We start from the raw sequence: 22,337 nt of genomic DNA, 5'->3' as shown, positions 1-22,337 counted from the left end.
CATCGGCTTGAGTCTTCGTGGCTCTTGTCTAGTGGTGTGGATGGGTAGGGGAGCGTCCTGCATCCAGGGAAGCGGCGTCGGCGGCCAAGGGCGCGATGCCGATGATGCCCATGATGCCGATGGGCATGGGCGGCGGCGGGGACATGGGGTCCGGGCGGCGGATCCCGGCCTGGCTGGTGGAGACCGAGAACGTCTGGGGCCAGTCGGCGCCGGTCGCACCACCGGTCATCGGCGAAGACCCGGAAGCGTACTGACCCCGTCGTGAGTGAGAAACAGTGTTCTGACCCTGTTTCCCACTCACGACCCCTGCGGCGGAACGGGAGGCGGCCGTGACGGCGGCTGGATATCGCGTGGCCCCGGCCCGCCTCGACGCGGAGGCGGGCGAGTCCGGTTCCCGGGCCGGGGCACTGGCCGAGGTGCAGTCGGCGGTGGCGGCCGAGAAGCTGCCCGCCACGGCGTTCGGCCGGGTGAGCGAGTCCGCCGCCGCGGCCAAGACGTTCGAGAAGACCATGACGGAGCTGGGCGCGAAACTCGAGTCGAGCGTGTCCCGGCTACGGACCATCCAAAGTGGACTCACCGCCTGTGCGGCCGGCTACCGGCGCGCCGACGCGCAGGTCGCCGCGATGTACCGGGCGCTCCTGCCCGAGGATCCGTTGCCGCGCGCGGGAAACGCGGCCGGGATCGGCGGCGCGGCCGACACCGGCTCGTGGGCGCACGCGATCGCGGACAACCGCGTCAAGGTCGCCGATGCCTTGACCGCCGAGCGGTTGCGGCTGGCGACGACGATCAATGCCGACGAGATCGCCCGCTCGCGGGCCAGGATCAAGCTGTACGAGGACATCCTCGCGCACGACCGGCAGATCCTCCGGTTCGATCCCGCCGGCAACGGCCGGATCGCCGAGCTCGTCGGGCACATCGAGCCGGGGACGCGGAACGTCGGGCTGTTCGTGCCCGGCGTCAACACACAGCTGGCCAACTTCGACGCCTACGCCGGTCTCGGACGCAGCCTGGTGGCCGCGGACCCGGCCGGGCGCACGGCGGTCGTCGTCTGGGCCGACGGGGTGTTCCCGCAGGGCCCCGTGGCGCAGGGGCCGGACGCGGCGTACGCGCAGGCGATGGCCCCGGACCTCAAGCACTTCGCCGACGACCTGCGCGGCGAGATCGCGAGCCACGCGGGTTCCGGCGTCACGCTGACCGCGATCGGGCACAGCTACGGCGGGGCGACGGTCGGGCTCGCGGAGGCACACGGCCTCGACGTCGACCGCGTCCTGCACGTCGAGTCGGCCGGCATGGGCCACGGCGTGTGGTCGCCGTCCGACCTGCCGCCGAGCCAGGCGGGGGTCCAGCGGTTCTCGATGACGGCGCCGCTCGACCCGATCGTCCTCGCCCAGGGCAACGCGTGGGGCCTGGAGTGGACCGGCATCGGCCACGGCGCGGACCCGGACGTCTTCCCCGGCGTCACCGAGCTGGGCACCGGCGCCGAGGCCGACGGCTCGCCGCTGTGGGGCGTGTCGTCGCACAACGACGTGCTGAAGCCGGGTTCCGATTCGTGGACGAACATCTACCGCGTCCTCACTTCCGATGGGAGCCTGGCGCGGTGACCCCGGAACTGACCCGCCTGGCCGGCGAGCTGACCACGGTGATCGACGACGTCGCGGCGGCCTTCGGCGGCCCGGCGGACCCGACGGTCTCGGGCGAGCTGGACTGCGACCCGATCCACCCGGGAAACCTGCTGTGCTGGCAGTACGGCGTCCGCGTCGACCACCCGGCCGCCCCGGAAACCCGCCTGGCGTCGCTCCTCCCGGCGTTGCACCGCGACGGCTGGGAGTCCCACGACCGCAGCACCCCCCGCGAGCAGATCACCCGCTTCACCCGCGCCGGCGCGGACTTCACGATCCACGTCGCCGGAGCGGTGACGATCATCGGCTCGACCCGCCCCGTCCCCGCCTGATGCCCCTCTGATCACACGTGATGCCCCGCCAATCACACGTGATGCCCCTCTGATCACACGTGATGCCCCGCCAATCACAACCCGGGCTACGGGGTGAAGCGGGTGGGACGCCAGCCTCGGCGCCGAGCACGCCGGACCGCGGCCACCGCCACCCCGGCGGCCGCGGCCAGCGCCACTCCGGCCACGGCGATCGTGCCCGCGGCGATGTCCCGCGGACGTGCGGCAGCAGCCGCGGCCGGGACCACCGCCGGGGCCGAGGCCGCGGGCGAAACCGCGCCCGGCGGGGCGACCTCGGCAGGCAGGGTCGACGACACCGCCGCGTAGGCGTCCAGGACTCCCCAGCCGAGCCGCGGGTCGTGGCCGCCGGACGGCGGGCGGTGGGCCGTCAACGTCAAGCGCGTGACGACCTGGTCGCCGGACAGTTCCGGGTGGTAGGCCCGCACCAGCGCCGCGACCCCGGCTACGTACGCCGCCGCGAGGCCCGGGTCGGTCAGCGGCCAGCGGTGCGCCACCGCGCCGCCCGCCCCCGCCGACGTGCTCACCAGCTCCGCGCCCGGCGCCGCGATGCCGACGTGGTCGCCCGCCTCCGTCTGCACCGGCGCGCCCGCGGGGTTCACCGATCCGACGGCCAGGACACCGGACGTCGCCGTCGGGTACGTCCGCGCGCCCTGCTGGGTCGCCGACGCCGCCGAGACGACCACCGCTCCTCGCGAGCGCGCCCGCGAAACCGCCCCCGACAGAGCCGGGCTGTCGGCCGCCGCGGGCACGGCGACCAGGATGACGCCCGCGCGCCGGTCCACCGCCCGGTCGATCGCCGCGGCCAGCTCGCCCGGGTCGCCGCCGTCGCCGGTGGTGTACCGGATCGGCAGCAGCCGCACGCCGGGCGCGACGCCGGTGAAGGTCGTCGACGGATCCGGCTGGGCGCCGACGATCCCGGCCGCGATCGTGCCGCGGCCGTCGCAGTCCGTGCGCTCGGTACCGGCGCCCGAGTCGAGCTGGCCGGGGGCGAACTGCGTGTTCTGCGCGTCGACGCCGGTGCCGATCACGGCCACCAGCTGGCCGCTGCCCCGCGTCAGCGGCCACAGCCGCGCCGGGTCGACCTGGCGCTGCCCCCACGGGACCTCGCCGGTGTACGTGCCGGACGGGTTCGCGCACCCCTGCGCCGAAGCGGCCGGTGCACCGAAGACGCCGAAGGCCGCCACCAGGCCCGAGACCGCGAGCACCGCCGGTATCCGCACCCGCACCCCCGAAGCCGAAAGACGGTGGCGGACAAGGAAGTCCGCCACCGCCAGTCTAGCCCGGAACGCCGTCTCAGCGAAGGTCCATGCCCAGATCCAACGCCGGTGAGGAGTGGGTCAGCCCGCCCACCGACAGGTAGTCCACTCCGGACAGTGCGTAGGCCTTACCACGGTCGAGGGTGAGTCCACCAGAGGATTCCAGCCGCGTCTTCGGCGAAACTTCGTCGCGGCGCGCCACCGCGCGGCGGCACTCCTCCGGCGTGAAGTTGTCCAGCAGCACCTCGTCCGCCCCGGCGGCCAGGGCCTCCTCCAGCTGCGCAAGCGTGTCCACCTCGACCTCGCAGGCCAGTTCCGGCGCGTGCGCCCGGGCCGCGGCCAGCGCCGCCGTCACCGAACCCGCGGCGACGACGTGGTTGTCCTTGATCAGCACCGCGTCGCCGAGGCCGAGCCGGTGGTTGACCCCGCCGCCGCAGCGGACGGCGTACTTCTGCAGCAGCCGCAGCCCCGGCAACGTCTTGCGGGAGTCCCGGATCGCACATCCGGTGCCGTCCACTTCGGACACCCAGGCGGCGGTCGCGGTGGCCACGCCGGAGAGGTGGCACAGCAGGTTCAGCGCCGTGCGCTCGGCGGTGAGCAGGCCGCGCACCGGGCCGGCCAGCACCAGCGCCGGCTCCCCTGCGACCAGCCGGTCGCCGTCCTCGCGCCGGGCCAGCACCTCGTACCCGTCGCCCAGGACCAGGTCGAACACCGCGAGCGCCACCGGCAGCCCGGCGACCACCCCGTCCACGCGCGGGGTGAGCTCGGCGACCGCGGCCGCGTCGGCCGGCACCGTCGACGCCGTCGTCGCGTCCGGCCCGTACCGCAGGTCCTCGCCCAGCGCCGTGGACACCACGCGCTCGACGTCGTCGACGTCGAGCGCGTGAGCGGCGATCAGGCGGCGGACGGAGTCGGAGATCGGGAACGTCATGCCACGCCTTCCAGTGCGATCGGGTCGGCCAGCACGGGCTGGCCGGACGGGCTGAGCCGGATGAGCTGGCTGCGCCGCCAGCCGTCGTCGCGGGCCGGGAAGTCGGTGCGCACGTGGCAGCCCCGCGACTCGGTGCGCCGGACGGCCGCGGCGAGCAGCGCCTGTGCCACCACGGTCAGCGCCGCGTCCTCGACGCCCGCGTGCGTCCACAACGGAGTGTCTGAAAGCGACAGATCGAGCACCGAACCGGCGGCCGCCAGCCCGTCGGCGTCCCGGCCGATGGCCGCGTACCGGCTCATCACCCGCTGCAGGGAGTCGCGCTCGGCCGCCGGCGCGGTGGTCCGCGACGGCAGCCGCCCGCGGGCCGGGTCGGCCAGCAGCCCGGCCGCGAGGTCCGCCGCGACCGCTTCGGCCACGCGCTGCCCGACGACCAGTCCTTCGAGCAAGCTGTTGGACGCCAGCCGGTTCGCGCCGTGCAGCCCGGTGCGCGCGACCTCGCCGGCCGCGTAGAGGCCGGCCACCGAGGAGCGTCCGTCCACAGTGGTCACCACGCCACCGCACGAGAAGTGCGCCGCGGGGGTGACCGGGATCGGGTCCACGGCGGGGTCGAGGCCCAGCGCCGCGCAGGCGGCGAACACCGTCGGGAAGCGCTGCGCGAACCCCTCGACGCCGGTCGCGTCGAGGAAGACGTGGTCGTCGATGCCGCCGGGCGCGGTCGCCATCCGCCGGGTGATCGCCGCCGAGACGACGTCACGCGGCGCGAGGTCGCCGAGCGGGTGCACGCCCCGCATCACCGGCAGGCCGGCGCCGTCGACCAGGGTGGCGCCCTCGCCGCGCACCGCCTCGGTGACCAGCGGGCAGCGGCCGCGCGCGCCCGGCGTGTAGAGCACGGTCGGGTGGAACTGCACGAATTCGATGTCCGCCACGGTCGCCCCGGCCCGCAGCGCGAGCGCGAGCCCGTCGCCGGTGGCGATCTCCGGGTTCGACGTCGCCTGGTAGAGCTGCCCGATCCCGCCGCTGGCCACCAGCACGGCCGAGGCGCGGACGGCGCCGGGCACGCCGTGGCGGTCGAGCACCGTGACGCCGGCGACCCGCCCGCCGGGGGTGAGCAGCGCGTCGACGGCGATGTGGTGCTCCAGCACCGGCACCCCCGCCTGCCCGGCCTGCGCGACCAGGGCGCGTTCGACCTCGGCGCCGGTCGCGTCGCCGCCCGCGTGGATCACGCGGAACGCGCTGTGCCCGCCCTCGCGGCCCAGCGCGAGCAGCCCGGAGGCCGCGACGTCGAACTTCGCGCCGTCCGCACGCAGCCGGGCGACCGCGGCCGGGCCGCCGTCGATGATCGAGCGCACCGCCGGCTCGTCGCAGAGGCCGGCGCCCGCGGTGAGCGTGTCCTCCGCGTGCTTGGCGACCGAGTCGCCGAGGTCGTGCTGGTCGGCCAGGACGACGGCGACGCCGCCCTGGGCCCAGCGCGTGTTGCCGTCCGCGACGGCGGCCTTGGTGACCACCAGGACGTGCAGCCCGAGCGCCTGCGCGCGCAGCGCCGCCGTCAGCCCCGCCACCCCGCTGCCGATCACGACCAGGTCGGCACGAGCTTCCCAGACCGGGGTTTTCGCCCGTGGGTCATTAACCGGCGTGGTCATTCGCCGCCGCCGGGCTGCCCGATCTCGATCATCCGCTGCACCGAGGCGCGGGCCTTGGCGGCCGTCTCGACGTCGACATGAACTTCGTCGAGGCCGTCACGCAGGCAGCGCAGCAGCGCGGCGGGCGTGATCATCTTCATGTACCGGCAGGACGCGCGGTCGTTCACCGCGCGGAAGTCGATGCCCGGCGCGGCCTTGCGCAGCTGGTGGATCATGCCGATCTCGGTGGCCACCAGCACGGTCTTGGCCTTCGTGTCGCGGGCCTCGTGGACCATGTCGCCGGTGGAGAGGATCTTGACCCGGTCCGGCGCCACGGCACCCTCGCCGGCCAGGTAGAGCGCCGACGTCGCGCAGCCGCACTCGGGGTGGATGAACAGGTCGGCGTCCGGGTCGGCGGCCGCGCGCTCGGCCAGCTCGGCGCCGTTGATGCCCGCGTGGACGTGGCACTCGCCCGCCCAGACGTGGACGTTGTCCCGGCCGGTGACGCGCTTGACGTGTGCGCCGAGGAACTGGTCCGGCAGGAAGAGAACCTCCTGGTCGGCCGGGATGGAGGCGACGACGTCGACCGCGTTCGACGACGTGCAGCAGATGTCGGTTTCGGCCTTGACCTCGGCCGTGGTGTTGACGTAGGAGACGACCACCGCGCCCGGGTGCTCGGCCTTCCAGGCGCGCAGCTCGGCGCCGGTGATGGAGTCAGCCAGCGAGCAGCCGGCCCGCGCGTCCGGGATCAGCACCGTCTTCTCCGGCGCGAGGATCTTCGCGGTCTCGGCCATGAAGTGCACGCCGCAGAAGACGATGGTGGAGGCGTCGCTGCTCGCCGCGATGCGGCTGAGCGCGAGGGAGTCGCCGGTGTGGTCGGCGATGTCCTGGATCTCCGGCACCTGGTAGTTGTGCGCGAGCAGGACCGCGTCGCGCTGCTTCGCCAGGCGCCGCACCTCCTCGGCCCAGGCCGCGTTCGCCTCGACCCCGCCGTAGGGGGTGAGGTCTTGATCGAGCGTCGAAGTCATGCTGGCCCTCCTGGACCTGTCTCCGGTTTTCGCCTTATAATCGAAAACCGTGCGAAGTCATCTTAACACCCAGGCACCCCTGGCCCACGAGGTTTTGGGCGCGGTCCTTCAAGTGCGCTCGGACACACTGCGGGTGCTGCTGTGGCGCCGGGCCCTCGACCCGCACCTGGGCCGCTGGTCGCTGCCGGGCGGCCGGCTGCGGCCCGACGAGGACGTCGAGACGTCGATCCGGCGCCAGCTCGCCGAGAAGGTGGACGTCCGGCAGCTCAAGCACGTCGAGCAGCTGGCGGTGTTCAGCGACCCGCACCGGGTGCCGGGGCCGCGCGTGGTCGCGACGGCGTTCCTCGGGCTCGTCCCGTCGGACGTCGACCCCGAGGTGCCCGAGGACACCGAGTGGCACGACGTCGCCTCGCTGCCGAGGACGGCGTTCGACCACGAGGCGATCGTGCTGCGCGCCCGCGACCGGCTGCGGTCGAAACTGTCGTACACCAACCTCGGCTTCGCACTGGCCCCCGACGAGTTCACGATTTCCGCGCTGCGCGGCCTGTATTCGGCGGCGCTGGGCTACCGCGTCTCGGCGACCAACCTGCAGCGGGTGCTGTCCCGGCGCGGGCTGCTGGTGCCCACCGGCCACACGGCACCGCCGGGCCGCTCGGGCGGCCGGCCGGCGGCCCTGTTCTCCTTCGCCGGCAAGGGCATGCAGATCACCGACCCCTTTGCGGTGTTCAAACCACCCAACCGGTGACCATCCTGCGGCGGCGGCGTTCTGCCCTTACGGTGGACGCGTGACCGAGCCGGAACCGGAAAGCGACGCGACGACGACGATCCTGCCGTTGTTCCCGCTCCAGACCGTGCTGCTGCCCGGCACCAAGCTCCCGCTGCACATCTTCGAACCGCGCTACCGGCAGCTGACGGCGGACCTGGTGAGCGGCACGGTGCCGGACCGCGAGTTCGGCGTGGTCGCGCTGCGCTCGTCGCTGACCCGCGAGGTTCGTGGTCTGGACCAGTTGTACGAGATCGGCTGCAGCACGGTCCTGCGCGAGGCCAAACGCCTGCCCGACGGCCGCTTCGACGTGGTGACGGAGGCCCGGCGCCGCTTCCGCCTGCGCGACCTCGACTGCGTGTCGGCGCCGTACCTGATCGCCTCGGTGGAGTGGGTCGACGACGACCCGGTCGCCCCGGCAGGCGGCATGGCCGAGCGCCTGGCCACGGTCGCCCGCGCGGCCCACCAGAGGTACTGCGAAACGGCCTGGCACAGCGACGACTGGAACGCCCCCGACCCGGACACGACGATCGCCGAGCTGGCCTACACACTGGCGGCGGACTGCCTGCTGCCCCTGGAGGACCGCCAGCGGCTGCTGGAGGAACGCCACCCGTTGCGACGGCTCCGCATCGCCTGCCGCCTGCTGACGCGCGAGACGGGCTTTCTGAACACGCTGGGCGCGGTGCCCCTGCCGCCGGGCGAGCTGACCGACCTCAGCCGCCCGGCCAGCTTGAACTGACCCTGGCCCTTGGCAGCAAAGAGGATCAGGACTCCGAACCGCCGCCGTTCCCGTTGCCGAACTTGTTCCACACCTTGCCCGCCGCGCCCGAAACCGCTTCACCGACGTCGCTGAACACCTTTGTCAGCGGGTCCGCCGACGAGTTCCACGACTCCTTGTACGACTGGGCCGCCGACTTCAGGTCGTCCTTCCAGTCCGCCGTCGGGGTGTCGGAATCCCGGCGCGCGTAGTCGCCGGCCAGGATGGCGCGGTAGTTCTCCGAGGCCGCCCACTTCTGCAGCTGCGCCGCGCGGACCACCGCGAACGGGTGCGACTCCGTCTCGACCGACTTGAGCTTGAGGAAGCTGTCGCGGATGTCCTCGACCGACTCGTACTCGGCGGCCTGCTGCAGGAACGACGGGACGTCGATGCGGGCCGGGTCGATGCCGCCCGCCACCTGGATCTGGGCACGCAACGCCGCCGTCGGGTCCTGGCTGCACAGCAGGCCCGCCCGGTCGCACGACAGCTCGGCCTTGCGGAACCACTCGCGCAGCGCCGCGATGATCGCGCGGATGCCGAGCGCGCTGACCGGCGTCCACGACATCGCCAGCTGCAGGCCGATCAGGCGCACCATGATCGTGCGGTAGACCGCGTGGCCGGACAGCACGTGCCCCATCTCGTGCCCGAGCACGAACCGCAGCGACTCCTGGTTCATCAGCTCGACGAGCCCGGTGCTGACGCGGATGAACGGCTCGTCCATGCCGACCGTCTCCGCCCGGATCCGCGGGTCCTGGAAGACGAACAGGTTCGGCACCGCGGGCAGGTCGAGCGTCTCGGCGCATTCGTGGCGCAGCCGTTCGAGCTCCGGGTACTGCTTCGGCCCGACGCGGATCGACGACGCCAGCGCCATCAGCCGCTCGCCGCGTTCGTTGTAGAACCCCGAAACCGTCTTGACGACCTGGGCGAAGCCCGGCACCGCGCGCAGCGTGGCGAGCGCGCCGCGGTCCACCGGGTGCTCGTACGCGCGCGGGCTGATACCGGGAAAGCGGACGGCGTTGTGCCGCGAAACCTCGATGTCCTCGGTCACTGCTGGATCCCCCCTGTAGTCGAGGTCACCAGCCTAGGGCAAATCGGTCAGCCGAGGCGGCGGCCCAGGTCGTCGCGCCCGTTCCAGGTGGCCAGCAGGCTGTAGGCGATCGACACGCCGAGCGGGCCGGTCAGCACCACCCACCACGACTCCAGGCGGGGCGCCAGTTCGATCACCGTGCCCAGCGCGGGCGGGGTGGTGATGGCGTAGTGCATGTTCGCCCAGGTGGGGCCGAGCAGCTTGGCGAGGGCACCGGCGAGCGCGACGCCGGCCACCGCGGCGAGGAACACCACCGGCCCGCGCCGTTCGCGCAGCAGCCAGACGACGACGCCGACGACGATCCCCAGGCCGAGCAGGAGGAACCCGAAGACGGCCAGGTCGTCGAAGCGGTGCCAGCTCTCCAGCTCCAGGGCGCCCTGGGTACCGTCGGCGTCGACGATGCGGACCCGCTCCGGCGGCGCGAGCCGCGACCAGGCGAAGGCGAGCGGGAAGCTCAGCAGGGTGAGGACGCCCAGCACGCTGACGGCGGGCAGCAGGTCGGCTTTCACGACGACGCGCGGCCGCCGTTCCCGGAACAACACGGGCACCGACCACGGGCCGACCACGGCCGACGGCCGGTGCGCGGGCCCCGACGACTCACTCACCCGGACTCCCTCCTGCGGTTGTGCCCACCGAGCGTAACCGGTCGGTGCGTGGGCGCCGTGAGCCGCTGGCCCGTGTCGCCGGCCGCGCCTTATGAACGATCTGGTTCGTTATGCCCGGGCCGCATCGGCCCAATGAACGATCCGGTTCGTTCCTGCAGCACTCCTCGCCGCGGCGATGGCCCGCGCTCGCGCCGCCGCCGGGCCGGGTGCGCAATGAACGATCTGGTTAGTTAATCCGCGCCTCTCGCCGACTCAATGAACGATCTGGTTCGTTACGGCCGAGGCAGTGCCGCTCCAATGAACGATCCGGTTCGTTCCCGCGTACCGCGCCGCCGCAATGAACGACCTGGTTCGTTACCCGTCAGCCGCTCGCCGTCTCCCCGTGCCGGCTGCACCGGGCCGTCCAGCCGAGCGGGCTCACCTGGACCACCAACCGGCGCGCGCAGAACGTGCAGTACCGCGGCGGCTCCAGCGCCGTCCGCGGGTTGTGGCACGCCGGGTGGTCCACCCCACCCGGCGACGACTGTCCACAGTGGACACAGAACCCCGGTGCGTCAGAGGCTGTCACTGAGCGCCTTGATGGGCATCTTGAGCTCGTCCAGCATCTCCAGGTCCGCCGAAGCCGGCCGCCCCAGGTTGGTCAGGTAGTTGCCGACGATGATCGCGTTGATCCCGCCGAGCATGCCCTGCTCCGCGCCGAGGTCGCCGAGCGTCAGCTCGCGCCCGCCGGCGAAGCGCAGCATCGTGCGCGGCATCGCGAGCCGGAACGCCGCGACCGTCCGCAGCGCGTCGCGGCCCTCCACGATCTCGTAGTGCTCGTACGGCGTGCCCGGCTGCGGGATGAGGAAGTTCATCGGCACTTCGTCCGGGTTCAGCGACGCCAGCTGCACGGCGAACTCCGCGCGCTGCTCGACCGTCTCGCCCATGCCGATGATGCCGCCGCAGCAGACCTCCATGCCCGCGTCGGCGACCATGCGCAGGGTGTCCCAGCGCTCTTCCCACGTGTGCGTCGTGACCACCGACGGGAAGTGCGAGCGCGCCGTCTCGAGGTTGTGGTTGTAGCGGTGGACGCCCATGTCGACGAGCTCGTCGACCTGCTCCTGCGTCAGCATGCCCAGCGAGCAGGCGATCTGGATGTCGTTCCCGTCCTCGCGGATGGCGCGAACGCCCTCGCGGACCTGCGAGAGCAGCCGCTTGTCCGGACCGCGGACGGCGGCGACGATGCAGAACTCCGTCGCGCCGGTTTCGGCGGTCTGCCGGGCGGCCTTGACCAGGTTCGGGATGTCGAGCCACGCCGAGCGCACCGGCGTCGGGAAGCGGCCGGACTGGGAGCAGAAGTGGCAGTCCTCGGGGCAGCCGCCGGTCTTGAGGCTGATGATGCCCTCGACCTCGACCTCGGGCCCGCACCAGCGCATCCGCACCTCGTGCGCCAGGGCGAGCAGGTCGGGCAGCCGCTCGTCGGGCAGCCGCAGCACGTCGAGGACCTGCTGCTCACCCAGGCCGACGCCGTTTTCTAGGACGCTCTCGCGCGCGAAGGCGAGGACGTCGGTGTCCGGGACTGCGGTCACGGGCGCTCCTTGATCGAGGTGGTGCGGCAAACGCCCCTCATCGTGCACGAAGCGGCGTCGAGGGGACAGCGATGCAGGTCACTTCCCGGCGGAAGCGCACCCGGCGAACAGCTCCGGGTCGAATTCGCCGCCGAACCACGGCGAGAGCCCGGCGCGCGCGGCGGCCAGGAAGTCCTCGCGGGAGGCCTGGCCGAGGCCGGCGGGCAGCACGCCGAGCAGGGGCGCACCGGCCGCGACCGGGAGGTCTTCGAGGTTGGACAGTGCCGCGAGGTCCGGCTCGGCCGGCCAGGCACCGATGATCACGCCGGCGACGGTCAGCCCGCGCTTGCCGGCGACCTCGGCGGTGAGCGCGGTGGCGTTGAGCGTGCCGAGACCGGCCTCGGCCACGATGATCACGAGCGAGCCGAGCGACCAGGCGACGTCGGCGAGGCTCGCCCCGGCGCTGTCGAAGCGCACGAGCAGCCCGCCGGCGCCCTCGATGAGGGTGAGGTCGTGCGCGGTGTCGAGGTCGGACGCGGCCTGGGCGATCTCGCCGGGATCGAGCGTGGGCAGGCCGCTGCGCCGGGCGGCGGCTTCCGGGGAGAGCGGATCGGGGTAGCGGCGCAGCTCGCGCGTGGTGACGTCCGGCCCCGCGAGGCGGACGACGTCCTGGAGGTCGCCGGGCTCGTCGGGCCGCACCCCGGTCTGGGCCGGCTTCAGCACGGCCACCCGCTGCCCTCCGGCCGCCGCGAGGGCCGCGATCGCCGCCGTGGTGATCGTCTTGCCGACCCCGGTCCCGGTCCCCGTCATCACCAGCATGGTCACGGGCCATCAACATAGTGACTCCCTGCCCGGGTGCGCACGCGGGCCGTGGTCAACACCTGCCGCAGCCGGTCGTGAGTGGCAAAGCGGGTTCCAACCCGCCTCACCACTCACGAGCCGGCCGGCGGGTCAGGCGCCCGGCACCACCACCGGCGCCCCGGCCGGGCGGAAGGTCCGCTCGGCCGCGTCGAACAGGTACACCTGCGCGTTGCCGACGTGGAAGTACATCGCCGTCAGCTGGAGCTTCCCGGCCGACTCCGCCGCCGCCACCGCCGGGTACTCGCGCAGGTGCTCCAGCTGCTGGAGCACGTTGTGCAGCGCCAGCCGGTCGCCCTCCCGATCCGGGACGGCGCCGTCCAGCGTGGCCGAGCCCAGCCGGTGCGCGCTCGGCTCCGCGTGGCGCAGCCAGGCCGACAACGGCCCCGGAGGCGGGCCGTCCGCCAGCGCCGCCATCGCGCCGCAGGAGGAATGGCCGCAGACGACGATCTCCGCCACCCCGAGGACGCCCACCGCGTACTCGATCGACGCGTTCATCGACGTGTCGGCCTGCCCCGGCGGGACCAGGTTGCCGATGTTGCGGATGGTGAACAGGTCACCCGGCCCGCTGGTGGTGATCAGGTTCGGCACGATCCGCGAGTCGCCGCAGGTGATGAACAGCGTGCGGGGGCGCTGGCCGTCGGCCAGGCCCGACAGCGTGTCGCGCAGCAGCGGCGCGGCCCGGCGGTGGAACTCCGTGGCGCCGCGGCGGGTCTGCTGGGCCGGGATGTCGACCCCCTCCGCCGCCTGCCACTCCGACCACGGCGCGAGCCAGCGCGGCACCGCCCGGCGCGCGGCGATCCGGGACCGGGTCGGGCGGCCCGCCTTGCCCTCGCCGAACCACGGGTGGCCGACCTCGTCGACCTCCACCGTGCCGCCCGCCCGTTCGTGCGCCGTCTGCCAGGTGTGCAGGCTCTCGAACGCGGCGTGGTCCAGGTAGTCCACGACCAGCTCCAGCCGCACCGTCACCCCACCCGGGATGCTCCCGAGCACCTTCGACAGCCGCGGCACCGACAGGAACGTCAGGACGCCTTCGACGACGACGCGCCAGTCTTCACCCTCGCGCCCTGTGCTTTCCCTTTCGATGTGAATGCCCGACCAGACCGTGCGCCGCAGCATCAGCACCACCGCCAGCCCGATGCCCGCGAGCACGCCGGTCAGCAGGTCGAAGACGACGACCCCGCCGAGGGTGAGCAGGTACACCGGCAGATCCCCGTGCGCCAGCACGGTTTTCATGTGCCCGGGGTTGACCAGCTTCGCGCCGACGTGCACCAGCAGCCCGGCCAGCGCGGCCAGCGGGATGCTCTCGATCAGCCCGGCGAGCAGGACGACGAACAGCAGCACCCAGACGCCGTGCAGCACCGCCGACGCCCGGGACTTCGCCCCGGCGGCAACGTTGGTGGAGCTGCGGACGATGACGCCGGTGACGGGCAGGCCGCCCAGCGCGCCGGAGACCATGTTGGCGGTGCCCTGGCCGACCAGCTCGCGGTCGAGGTTGGCGCGCGGCCCGGTGTGCATGCGGTCGACGGCGACCGCCGAAAGCAGGCTCTCCACGCTGGCGATCAGCGCGATCGTGACGACGGCGAGGGCGAACCCGCCCCAGCCGTCCGGCAGCTGCGGGACGAGGTGGATGTTCAGCAGGTCGCCGGGCAGTTCGACGCGCGGGAGCGTCATCCCGAAGGCGACCGACACCACGGTCGCCACCGCGATCGCGGCGAGCGGCCCCGGCACCTTGCGGACGACGGACGGCAGCTTCGGCCAGATCAGCAGCAGGCCGATGGTGAGCAGGCCGACGATGGTGGCCGAGTCGTGGTGGGCGACGATCTGGGCGGGCAGCTCGGCGACGTTCTCCACGGCCGAGCTCTGGGCCTTGCCGCCGAGGATGACGTGCAGCTGGCCGAGCACGATCGTGACGCCGATACCGGCCAGCATACCGTGCACGATCGCCGGCGAGATGGCCAGCGCGGCCCGCGCGATGCGGCTCAGCCCCAGCAGGATCTGGCACGCGCCGGCGGCGACGGTGATCGCGCAGGTGACCGCCCACCCGAACGTCTGGATGGTTTCGGCCATCACCACGGTCAGGCCGGCGGCGGGCCCGCTCACCTGGAGCGCGGAGCCGCCGAGCGCGCCGGCGACGATGCCGCCGACGACGGCGGCGACCAGCCCGGCGGCGACCGGGGCGCCCGAAGCGAGGGCGATGCCGAGGGACAGGGGGACTGCTACGAGGAAGACGACCAGTGAGGCCGGCAGGTCGTGGCGGAGCACGGCGAGGGGTCTCATGATCGCCATGCAACCGGAAATCGAGTGAAATGTCCGCTATGTTCCACCCGTTCGAGTGAAGAACTGGCGATATTTCACCCTTTTGTCATAAATCGGACATGCCGTTAACACGCTGGAAACAGGCGCTTTTCGATCAAGCGATAGATAAACTCGGGGCTATACAAGGGTTTTCACCCGGCCCGCGAGCGCCCCACGGGTGGCCTTGGGGCGCTCGCCGGGATCAGTGCTCCAGCGCCCCCGCGGGGACGAACCCGCGTGCCGCATCGTCCAAAAGGGACACTTGCGCGGCACCGACGTCGAAGTACATCCCGGTGAGCCGCAGCGCGCCGCGGTCCAGTGCGGCGGCGACCACCGGGTAGCCGCGCAGGGTTTCCAGCTGCTGCACGACGTTCTGCAGCGCGAGCTGGTCGGCCTCGGCGGCCGGCCGCTCGCCGCCGACCAGCAGCGGTGCCTCGCGGCTGCGGCGCCGGAGCGTCGCTTCGCCGTGCCGCAGCCAGCTGCCGAGCTGGTCGAACCCGTCCGGAGCCCGGCCGAGCAGCGCCTTCATCGCGCCGCAGCCGGAATGCCCGCACACCACGATTTCGGCGACTTCCAGCACGCCGACGGCGTACTCGATCGCCGCCCCGACCGACGAGTCGGTGCCGTCGGCGGGCGGCACGAGGTTGCCGATGTTCCGCACGGTGAACAGGTCGCCCGGCCCGCTGGTGGTGATCAGGTTCGGCACGATCCGCGCGTCGCCGCAGGTGATGAACAGCGTGTGCGGCTGCTGGCCGTGCGCCAGCCCGTCCCACGTCTCGCGCAGCAACGGCGCCGTGCGGCGCTGGAACTCCGAAGCACCGCGGCACAGCAGCGAGCTGGCGGTGCGCTGGGCGGGCAGCACGACGTGCTCGGCCTGCCACTGCGACCACGGCGCGAGCCACCGCGGCACCACGCGCGCGGCGACGCTGCGGCGCACGGTCGGCTCACCCGAGCGGCCGCGTTCGAACCACGGGTGCCCGATCTCGTCGACGGTGACCGGCCCCGCGTGCGCCTGCTGCCAGCCGCGCAGGCAGTCGAACGCGGCGTGGTCGAGGTAGTCGACGAGCAGCTCGAGGGTGACCTCGGCGTGCGGCGGCACGTCGGCGAGCACGCGGGTCAGCCGCGGCACGGACAGGAACGTCAGCGCGCCTTCGATGACGACGCGGTGGCGGTCGCCGTCCTGCTCGACGTGGATGCCGGAGAAGATCATCCGCCGCAGCATCAGCGCGAGCGCCAGCAGGATCCCCGCCGCCACCCCGGTGAGCAGGTTGACGGCCACCGCGCCGGCCAGCGTGACGACGTACACCGGCAGGTCGCCGTGCCGGCGGACCTCCTTGAGCCGGTGGAGGTTCACCAGCTTCGTGCCGACGTACACCAGTAACGCGGCCAGCGCGGCCAGCGGGATCAGCCGCAGCACGCCGGTGAGCAGCAGACAGGCGGCGAGGATCCAGGCGCAGTGCAGGATCGACGACGCGCGGGTGCGCGCGCCGGCCTCGTAGTTGGTCATGCTGCGCACGATGACGCCGGTGACGGGGAACCCGCCGAGCGCGCCGGCGGCGACGTTCGCCGCGCCCTGCCCGACGAGTTCGCGGTCGAGGTCGGTGCGCGGGCCGCCACGGAGCTTGTCCACCGAGACCGCCGACAGCAGGCTCTCCAGGCCGGCGATGAGCGCGATGGTGACCGCGGCGACGGCGAAGCTCCCCCAGCCGCCGTCCGGCAGCCGCGGGACGATGTGCAGGGCCGGCAGCCCGGCGGGGAGGTCGACGCGCGGCAGGCTCATGCCGGTCGCGACGGACAGGCCGGTGGCCAGGGCGACGGCGGCGAGCGGCGCGGGCACCCGGCGGACGGCTTTCGGCAGCCGCGGCCAGGCCAGCAGGACGCCGAGGGTGACGACGCCGATCAGCACGGCCTGGTCGTGGTGCGCGGCCACCTGCCCCGGCAGCGCCAGGACGTTGGCGAGCGCGGAACCCTGCGCCGAGCCGCCGAGGACGACGTGCAGCTGCCCGAGCACCAGGGTCACGCCGATGCCGGCGAGCAGGCCGTGCACGATGGCCGGCGAGACGGCGAGCGCCGCGCGGGCGGCCCGGGTGAGGCCGAAGAGGATCTGGAACAGGCCCGCGGCGACGGTGATCGCGCAGGTGACGGGCCAGCCGTGGGTGGCGATCGTGTCGGCCAGCACCACGGTGAGGGCGGCGGAGGGGCCGCTGACCTGCAGAGGCGATCCGCCGAGGAGGCTCGCGACCAGCCCGCCGACGACGGCGGAGATCAGGCCGGACAGCAGCGGCGCCCCGGCGGCGAAGGCCACGCCGAGGGACAGGGGGACGGCGACGAGGAAGACGACGATCGACGCGAGGAAGTCGTGCTTGAGGTTCTCCAGGTGCGGGGCGGGCTTCGGGGGTCCGGTGTCGTGTTCGCCACGAACGATCTCGATCATGGGGGCAGGATCGCCGAAACCGGGCGAAATGTCCGCTACGCAAGCATTTCTCGCGTTCCCGCGGGCACAGGACGGACCTGGTTTCCCGGCCTTTCACACTTACCGCCTCGACCGTTCGCGTGGTTTCGATCATGCTCTGCCACGCAGGGCGACGGTGAGGGACCTTCGGGTCTCGGTGTGCCGGTGGTCACACCCGATGTGCTGAATTCAGGCCTTTTCGGCGACCGCGAGCATCGCGCGGGTGATCACGGCGAGGTCGTCGTCAGTCGAAACGTACGGCGGCATGGCGTAGACGAGGTCCCGGAACGGCCGCAGCCAAGCACCGTGCGCGGTGACGACTTCGGTGGCGACGGCCATGTCGACGGGGTGGTCGAGCTGCAGCACGCCGATCCCGCCCAGCACCCGCACGTCGGTGACGGCGGGCAGGTCGCGCGCCGCGGCCAGCCCGTCGAGCATTGCCTTCTCGATCCGGGTGACGTCGCTGCGCCAGCGGCCGTCGGCGAGGAGGCCGAGGGAGGCGTTGGCGACGGCCGATGCGAGGGGGTTGCCCATGAAGGTCGGGCCGTGCGCGAGGACGGGCAGTTCGCCGCGCGCGATGCCGTCGGCGACTTCCGGGGTGCACAGGGCGGCGGCCATGCTCAGGTAGCCACCGGTGAGCGCCTTGCCGACGCACATGACGTCGGGCGTGACCCCGGCGTGTTCGGCCGCGAACAGGGCGCCGGTGCGGCCGAAGCCGGTCGCGATCTCGTCGAAGATCAGCAGCACGTCGTGCGCTTCGGTGATTTCGCGGAGGGCGCGCAGATAGGCGGGGTGGTGGAACCGCATTCCGCCGGCGCCCTGCACCACGGGCTCGACGATCACGGCGGCGAGTTCGCCTTGGTGCCGCTCGATTTCCGCGGCCAGAGTATCCACATAGGACTGATCGGGCGGGGTGTCGAAACCGGACGGCGGCGCGGGCACGAAGATCTGTTCGGGCAGGACCCCGCGCCAGAGCGAGTGCATGCCGCCTTCGGGGTCGCAGACGCTCATCGGGGTGACGGTGTCGCCGTGGTAGCCGCCGCGCCAGGTGAGCAGCTTGTGCTTGCCGGTGCGCCCGCGGGAACGCTGGTACTGCAGGCACATCTTGACGGCGACTTCGACGGAGACGGAGCCGGAGTCGCAGAGGAAGACGTGCTCGAGGCCGTCGGGGCTGAGGTCGGCGAGGGTCTTGGCGAGGGTGATGGCGGGTTCGTGGGTGAGCCCGCCGAACATGACGTGGCTCATCCGCCCGGCCTGGGCGGCGAGGGCGGCGTCGAGCACGGGGTGCCGGTACCCGTGGACGGCCGACCACCACGAGGACATCCCGTCGACGAGCTCGCGCCCGTCGGCCAGCCTCAGCCGGACGCCGCTCGCTTCGGTGACCAGCAGGGACGGCACCTTCGCGGGCATGGGCGCGTACGGGTGCCAGACGTGCTGGGCGTCGAGGGCGAGCAGGTCGGCGGAGTCCATCCTCGCATTAAAACAGTGGCCCGAAGCGCCTCCGTCGAGGGTGGTGGCGGGGAGCAAGGCGGAGCCTACGACACGGCCTCGCCCGGCCCGAGCCGCGGAGGCAGGCGGCTCGCGCGGGCCGGCTCCACAACCCTCCGCAGCCGGTCGTGAGTGGTAAGGAGGGTTCTAGCCCGCTTTGCCACTCACGACCGCGGTGCGGCTCAGAGACGGACCGGCAGCACTTCCAAGCCGTGGACCAGCGAGCTCGTCCGGTACACCAGCTCATCCGGCTTGGCGTCCAGCGCGAGGTCCGGGAACCGCTCCAGCAGGCCCCCGATCGCGATCTCCGCCTCCAGCCGGGCCAGCGGCGCTCCCACGCAATAGTGGATCCCGTGGCCGAACGCCAGGTGCCCGCCGGCCGCGCGGGTGATGTCGAGCTTGTCCGGCTCCGGGTACCGCTCCGCGTCGCGGTTCGCGCCCAGCAGCGAGACCAGGACGAACTCGCCCGCCGGAATGGTCACGCCGGCCACCTCCACCGGCTCCGCGGTGAACCGCAGCGTCGCCAGGTGGATCGGGCCGTCGAAGCGCAGGAACTCCTCGACCGCGCCCGGCAGCAGCTCCGGCTCCGCGCGCAGGCGGGCCAGCTGCTCCGGCTCGCGCAGCAGCGCCAGCACGCCGTTGGCGATCAGGTTGACCGTTGTCTCGTGGCCCGCCACCAGCAGCAGGAACGCCATCGACACCAGCTCGGGCTCGGACAGCGAATCCCCGTCGTCGCTCGCGTGCACCAGGTCCGACAGCAGGTCCTCGGCCGGCTCGGCGCGTTTCTGGGCGATCAGGTCGGTCAGGTAGGCGAACATGCTCGCCGCCGCGGCCTGGATCTGCTCCGGGTGCACCGCCGCGCTCAGCAGTGTCTTGGACCAGCCGGAGAACTCCGTGCGGTCCTCCTCGCGCACCCCGAGCAGCTCGCAGATCACCGTGATCGGCAGGGGCGCGGCGAACGAGGCCACCAGGTCGGCCCGCTCCTGCCCGGCCAGCGCGTCCAGCAGCTCCGCGGTGATCTCCTCGACCCGCGGCCGCAGCCGGGCCACCGTCCGCGCGGTGAACGCCTTGTTCACCAGCTTCCGCAGCCGGGTGTGGTCCGGCGGGTCCGAGTTGAGCATGTGCCAGCTCAGGTCCTGTCCCAGTCCGTTCTGCAGCGCTTCCGGCGGCAGCTTCGCTTCGAACACCTCGCGGATGCCCTGGCTGTTCTTCCGCAGCCGCGGATCCGACAGCAGCGCCCGCGCCTCGGCGAACCCGGTGACCACGTAGGCCGGCAGCCCGCGCGGTGGCAGCCGCACGCGGCGCACCGGGCCGCCCCCGCGCAGCATCTCCGCGAACAGGTGCGCGTCCTGCGCGAAGTCCTCCGCCACCTCGACGATTTCGCCGGTCGTCATGCCAGACCCCCAGAACTCACCGCGTCAGCGCTCGGCCAAGGCCGCCACGACGCGCTCGGTCACGTCCTGCCAGTATGCCCGCTGTTCCTCGCGCTCTTCCGCGTCCGCAAGCCATTCCTGGTGGAACCGCAGCGTCGTCTTCGCTCCCGACCCGCTCAGCCGCACCTGCACGGTCGAGTCGTGGTCCCAGTCGCTCGGCCGCCAGGTGAGCCGCACGCGGTCGCCGTCGGCGAAGCTGCGGATCTCGCCGACCGTGCCGTTCGCCGTTTCGTACTCCGCGCCCGGTTCCCGGGGCAGCTCGACGCCGGGGCCGAGCCAGATCGCGACGCCCTCCCGGCTGACCAGGAAGTCCCACACCGCCTCGGCCGGGTACGGCAAGGTGCGCGAGACGCCGATGTTCCACCCGACCTCGGCCGTCTTCCCCACTGAAGAAGTCATGTCTTCATCCTCGCACCGGGGTACGACAAAACCGGCGACCGGCCCGGGTGCAGGATGGGATCCCGTGCGCTACCGCCCGATCTCCCCCGCCGTCCTGGCCGAAGAACTGACCGATCGCATCGACGCGCTCACCGGGCCGCGGATCGCGGTGGCCGTCGACGGCGCGGCGGGCGCGACCGAAACCGCGCAACTGGCGGACGCCCTCGTCGATCCCCTGCGCCTGCGCGGCCGCGCGACCCTGCGCGTGTCGGCGAGCGACTTCCTGCGCCCCGCGTCCCTGCGTTTCGAACACGGCCGCACGAACCCCGACGCCCGCTACACCGACTGGCTCGACCTCGGCGCCCTCCGCCGCGAAGTCCTGGAGCCGCTGAAGGGGTCCGGAGAGGTCCTGCCGTCGCTGTGGGACGCCGAGCGTGACCGGGCGACCCGCGCCGAGCGGGTGCCGCTGCCCGAAGGCGGAGTCGTGCTCCTCGACGGCGAACTGCTGCTCGGCGCCGGGCTGGCCGTCGACCTGGCCGTGCACCTGTGGCTGTCCCCCGCCGCGCTGCGCCGCCGCGTGCCGGAGGCCTGGGCGATTCCGGCCTACGAACGCTACGAGGAAGAAGTGGATCCGAGTTCGCTCGCCGACGTCGTCGTGCGCGTCGACGATCCCCGGCACCCGGCGCTCTACACGCCTTAACGGACGACGGCCACCGGATCACCGTCCAGCAGACCGGACAGCCGGCCCGCCATGACGTCCCAGCGCCAGTTCGCCGTCACCCACTCCCGGCCGGCCCGGCCCATCCGCTGCGCACGCACCGGATCGGCCAGCAGGCTGGCCAGGGTCTCGCTCAGCTGGACGACGTCCCGGCCGTCCACGACGTGCCCGGTGACCTCGTCGAGCACCGCCTCGGGCGCCCCGCCCGAGTTGCCGGCCACGACCGGCAGCCCGGTCGCCGAGGCCTCCAGGTAGACGATGCCGAGCCCTTCGACGTCGAGGCCCTTGCCCCGGGTGCGCGCGGGCATCGCGAAGACGTCGCCCGCGGCGTAGTGCGCGGGCAGCTCGGCCCACGGCACCGACCCGGTGAGCACGACGTCGCGCTCCAGGCCCAGCCCGGTAACCAGTTCCGTGAGCTTCTTGCGGTACGGGCCGCCGCCGACGATCAGCAGCGCCGCGTCCGGGACCTGTTCGCGGATCGACGGCAGCGCGCGGATCAGCTGGTCCTGGCCCTTGCGCGGGACCAGCCGCGACACGCAGACCACGGTCGGCCGGTCGCCGAGGCCGTGCCGGGCCCGGATCTCCGCGCGCCCGGCCGGATCCGGCCGGTACACCTCGGTGTCGACGCCGGACGGCAGCAGTTCCAGCCCGGCCATCGCGCCGAACGCCGCGGCGAAGCGGGCGCGGGTGTACCGGCTGACGTAGGTGACGACGTCGGCGGTGTCGCCGATGCGCCGCAGCGCCTGCCGCGACGCCGGGAGCATGGACCAGCCGACCTCGTGGCCGTGCGTCGAGGCCACGACGCGGCGCGCCCCGGCCCGGCGCAGCGGGTGCCCCAGCAGCGCGAGCGGCGCCGCAGCCCCGAACCAGACGGCTTCGCAGTCCCGCGCCCGCATGATCTGCTTCGCCCGGCGGAGCACGTCCGGCGTCGGCAGCATCAGCGACGTCGGGTGCCGGACGACCTCGAACGGCGCCTCCGCGTCGAACTCCTCGTGCGACCCCGTCCGCGACTCCCACGACGGCGCGTAGACGACCAGGTCGTCCGACGGCAGCCGGGTGGCGAGGGAGTTCAGGTAGTTCTGGATCCCCCCGGGCCGCGGCGGGAAGTCGTTGGTCACGAGCAGGGTCTTGAGCACGTCCCAGAGGCTAA

Annotated in this window: 20 protein-coding genes and 1 pseudogene; 6 read left to right on the top strand and 15 right to left on the bottom strand. The window is 72.9% G+C overall.

Features of this window, described 5'->3' with window-relative positions; genetic code table 11:
* Positions 1 to 74: 74 nt before the first annotated feature.
* From IE317_RS40850 to IE317_RS40840, 3 genes and pseudogenes are all read left to right on the top strand, one after another.
* Positions 75 to 254: pseudogene (locus IE317_RS40850) on the top strand (WXG100 family type VII secretion target); the annotation flags it as partial.
* Positions 255 to 329: 75 nt separating this feature from the next.
* Complete coding sequence (locus IE317_RS40845; protein ID WP_191316713.1) at positions 330 to 1,601, top strand: alpha/beta hydrolase; 1,272 nt, start codon at positions 330 to 332, stop codon at positions 1,599 to 1,601.
* Positions 1,598 to 1,951 carry a hypothetical protein gene (locus IE317_RS40840; protein WP_191316712.1) on the top strand — a complete coding sequence of 118 codons (354 nt, stop codon included), beginning with the start codon at positions 1,598 to 1,600 and terminating at the stop codon, positions 1,949 to 1,951. The genes IE317_RS40845 and IE317_RS40840 overlap by 4 nt, the downstream gene beginning before the upstream one ends.
* An 86-nt stretch (positions 1,952 to 2,037) precedes the next feature.
* Here IE317_RS40840 and IE317_RS40835 read toward each other — a convergent pair whose 3' ends face one another.
* The 4 genes from IE317_RS40835 to nadA form a co-directional block, all read right to left on the bottom strand.
* A complete protein-coding gene (locus IE317_RS40835; protein ID WP_191316716.1) occupies positions 2,038 to 3,174 on the bottom strand; it encodes a S8 family serine peptidase in 1,137 nt (378 codons plus the stop codon).
* Between the two features lie 88 nt (positions 3,175 to 3,262).
* Entirely contained in the window at positions 3,263 to 4,156 is an 894-nt protein-coding gene (gene nadC, locus IE317_RS40830; protein ID WP_191316711.1) for a carboxylating nicotinate-nucleotide diphosphorylase, read from the bottom strand.
* Positions 4,153 to 5,796 carry an L-aspartate oxidase gene (locus IE317_RS40825; protein WP_191316710.1) on the bottom strand — a complete coding sequence of 548 codons (1,644 nt, stop codon included), beginning with the start codon at positions 5,794 to 5,796 and terminating at the stop codon, positions 4,153 to 4,155. Before IE317_RS40825 ends, nadC begins: the two co-directional genes overlap by 4 nt.
* A complete protein-coding gene (nadA, locus tag IE317_RS40820; protein ID WP_191316709.1) occupies positions 5,793 to 6,803 on the bottom strand; it encodes a quinolinate synthase NadA in 1,011 nt (336 codons plus the stop codon). The genes IE317_RS40825 and nadA overlap by 4 nt, the downstream gene beginning before the upstream one ends.
* A 112-nt stretch (positions 6,804 to 6,915) precedes the next feature.
* Between nadA and IE317_RS40815 the strand changes: the two genes are divergently transcribed.
* Complete coding sequence (locus tag IE317_RS40815) at positions 6,916 to 7,548, top strand: NUDIX hydrolase (RefSeq protein WP_191316708.1); 633 nt, start codon at positions 6,916 to 6,918, stop codon at positions 7,546 to 7,548.
* A 40-nt stretch (positions 7,549 to 7,588) separates the two neighbouring features.
* Positions 7,589 to 8,305 carry an LON peptidase substrate-binding domain-containing protein gene (locus IE317_RS40810; protein WP_191316707.1) on the top strand — a complete coding sequence of 239 codons (717 nt, stop codon included), beginning with the start codon at positions 7,589 to 7,591 and terminating at the stop codon, positions 8,303 to 8,305.
* 25 nt (positions 8,306 to 8,330) lie between these two features.
* Here the strand turns inward: IE317_RS40810 and IE317_RS40805 are convergent, their stop codons facing one another.
* The 10 genes from IE317_RS40805 to IE317_RS40760 all read right to left on the bottom strand — a co-directional run bounded on the left by IE317_RS40805 (position 8,331) and on the right by IE317_RS40760 (position 20,490).
* A complete protein-coding gene (locus tag IE317_RS40805; protein WP_191316706.1) occupies positions 8,331 to 9,371 on the bottom strand; it encodes a M48 family metallopeptidase in 1,041 nt (346 codons plus the stop codon).
* A gap of 47 nt (positions 9,372 to 9,418) precedes the next feature.
* On the bottom strand, positions 9,419 to 10,015 hold the full coding sequence (locus IE317_RS40800) for a DUF2567 domain-containing protein (protein WP_191316705.1): 597 nt from the start codon (positions 10,013 to 10,015) through the stop codon (positions 9,419 to 9,421).
* A 361-nt stretch (positions 10,016 to 10,376) separates the two neighbouring features.
* A complete protein-coding gene (gene bsaP / locus IE317_RS40795; protein WP_191316704.1) occupies positions 10,377 to 10,583 on the bottom strand; it encodes a biotin synthase auxiliary protein BsaP in 207 nt (68 codons plus the stop codon).
* Positions 10,570 to 11,583, bottom strand: a complete 1,014-nt coding sequence (gene bioB / locus IE317_RS40790; RefSeq protein WP_191316703.1) for a biotin synthase BioB — start codon at positions 11,581 to 11,583, stop codon at positions 10,570 to 10,572. Before bioB ends, bsaP begins: the two co-directional genes overlap by 14 nt.
* A 78-nt stretch (positions 11,584 to 11,661) precedes the next feature.
* The gene (gene bioD / locus IE317_RS40785; protein ID WP_191316715.1) at positions 11,662 to 12,381 is read right to left on the bottom strand and encodes a dethiobiotin synthase; all 720 of its coding nucleotides are present in this window, start codon (positions 12,379 to 12,381) and stop codon (positions 11,662 to 11,664) included.
* Positions 12,382 to 12,513: 132 nt separating this feature from the next.
* A complete protein-coding gene (locus IE317_RS40780) occupies positions 12,514 to 14,709 on the bottom strand; it encodes a SulP family inorganic anion transporter (RefSeq protein WP_191316702.1) in 2,196 nt (731 codons plus the stop codon).
* Positions 14,710 to 14,920: 211 nt separating this feature from the next.
* Complete coding sequence (locus IE317_RS40775) at positions 14,921 to 17,152, bottom strand: bifunctional SulP family inorganic anion transporter/carbonic anhydrase (RefSeq protein WP_191316701.1); 2,232 nt, start codon at positions 17,150 to 17,152, stop codon at positions 14,921 to 14,923.
* 207 nt (positions 17,153 to 17,359) lie between these two features.
* A complete protein-coding gene (locus IE317_RS40770; protein WP_191316700.1) occupies positions 17,360 to 18,640 on the bottom strand; it encodes an adenosylmethionine--8-amino-7-oxononanoate transaminase in 1,281 nt (426 codons plus the stop codon).
* Between the two features lie 200 nt (positions 18,641 to 18,840).
* Positions 18,841 to 20,052, bottom strand: coding sequence for a cytochrome P450 family protein (locus tag IE317_RS40765; protein ID WP_191316699.1), 1,212 nt, complete (start codon positions 20,050 to 20,052; stop codon positions 18,841 to 18,843).
* Between the two features lie 24 nt (positions 20,053 to 20,076).
* Entirely contained in the window at positions 20,077 to 20,490 is a 414-nt protein-coding gene (locus IE317_RS40760) for an SRPBCC family protein (RefSeq protein ID WP_191316698.1), read from the bottom strand.
* 64 nt (positions 20,491 to 20,554) lie between these two features.
* Between IE317_RS40760 and IE317_RS40755 the strand changes: the two genes are divergently transcribed.
* Positions 20,555 to 21,169, top strand: coding sequence for a uridine kinase (locus IE317_RS40755; RefSeq protein WP_191316697.1), 615 nt, complete (start codon positions 20,555 to 20,557; stop codon positions 21,167 to 21,169).
* Here IE317_RS40755 and IE317_RS40750 read toward each other — a convergent pair.
* A complete protein-coding gene (locus IE317_RS40750) occupies positions 21,166 to 22,323 on the bottom strand; it encodes a glycosyltransferase family 4 protein (RefSeq protein ID WP_191316696.1) in 1,158 nt (385 codons plus the stop codon). The genes IE317_RS40755 and IE317_RS40750 overlap by 4 nt on opposite strands.
* Between the last annotated feature and the right edge of the window lie 14 nt (positions 22,324 to 22,337).

This window comes from Amycolatopsis bullii (genome assembly GCF_014654205.1).
Classification (GTDB): Bacteria; Actinomycetota; Actinomycetes; order Mycobacteriales; family Pseudonocardiaceae; genus Amycolatopsis; species Amycolatopsis plumensis.
This window is presented reverse-complemented; position numbering and strand designations above follow the sequence as displayed.

Coding starts and splice junctions, on each gene's coding strand:
- nadC (WP_191316711.1), bottom strand. CDS start 4,156: ATGACGTTCCCGATCTCCGACTCCGTCCGCCGCCTGATCGCCGCTCAC.
- IE317_RS40825 (WP_191316710.1), bottom strand. CDS start 5,796: ATGACCACGCCGGTTAATGACCCACGGGCGAAAACCCCGGTCTGGGAA.
- nadA (WP_191316709.1), bottom strand. CDS start 6,803: ATGACTTCGACGCTCGATCAAGACCTCACCCCCTACGGCGGGGTCGAG.
- bioD (WP_191316715.1), bottom strand. CDS start 12,381: ATGCTGGTGATGACGGGGACCGGGACCGGGGTCGGCAAGACGATCACC.
- IE317_RS40780 (WP_191316702.1), bottom strand. CDS start 14,709: ATGGCGATCATGAGACCCCTCGCCGTGCTCCGCCACGACCTGCCGGCC.
- IE317_RS40775 (WP_191316701.1), bottom strand. CDS start 17,152: ATGATCGAGATCGTTCGTGGCGAACACGACACCGGACCCCCGAAGCCC.
- IE317_RS40770 (WP_191316700.1), bottom strand. CDS start 18,640: ATGGACTCCGCCGACCTGCTCGCCCTCGACGCCCAGCACGTCTGGCAC.
- IE317_RS40765 (WP_191316699.1), bottom strand. CDS start 20,052: ATGACGACCGGCGAAATCGTCGAGGTGGCGGAGGACTTCGCGCAGGAC.
- IE317_RS40760 (WP_191316698.1), bottom strand. CDS start 20,490: ATGACTTCTTCAGTGGGGAAGACGGCCGAGGTCGGGTGGAACATCGGC.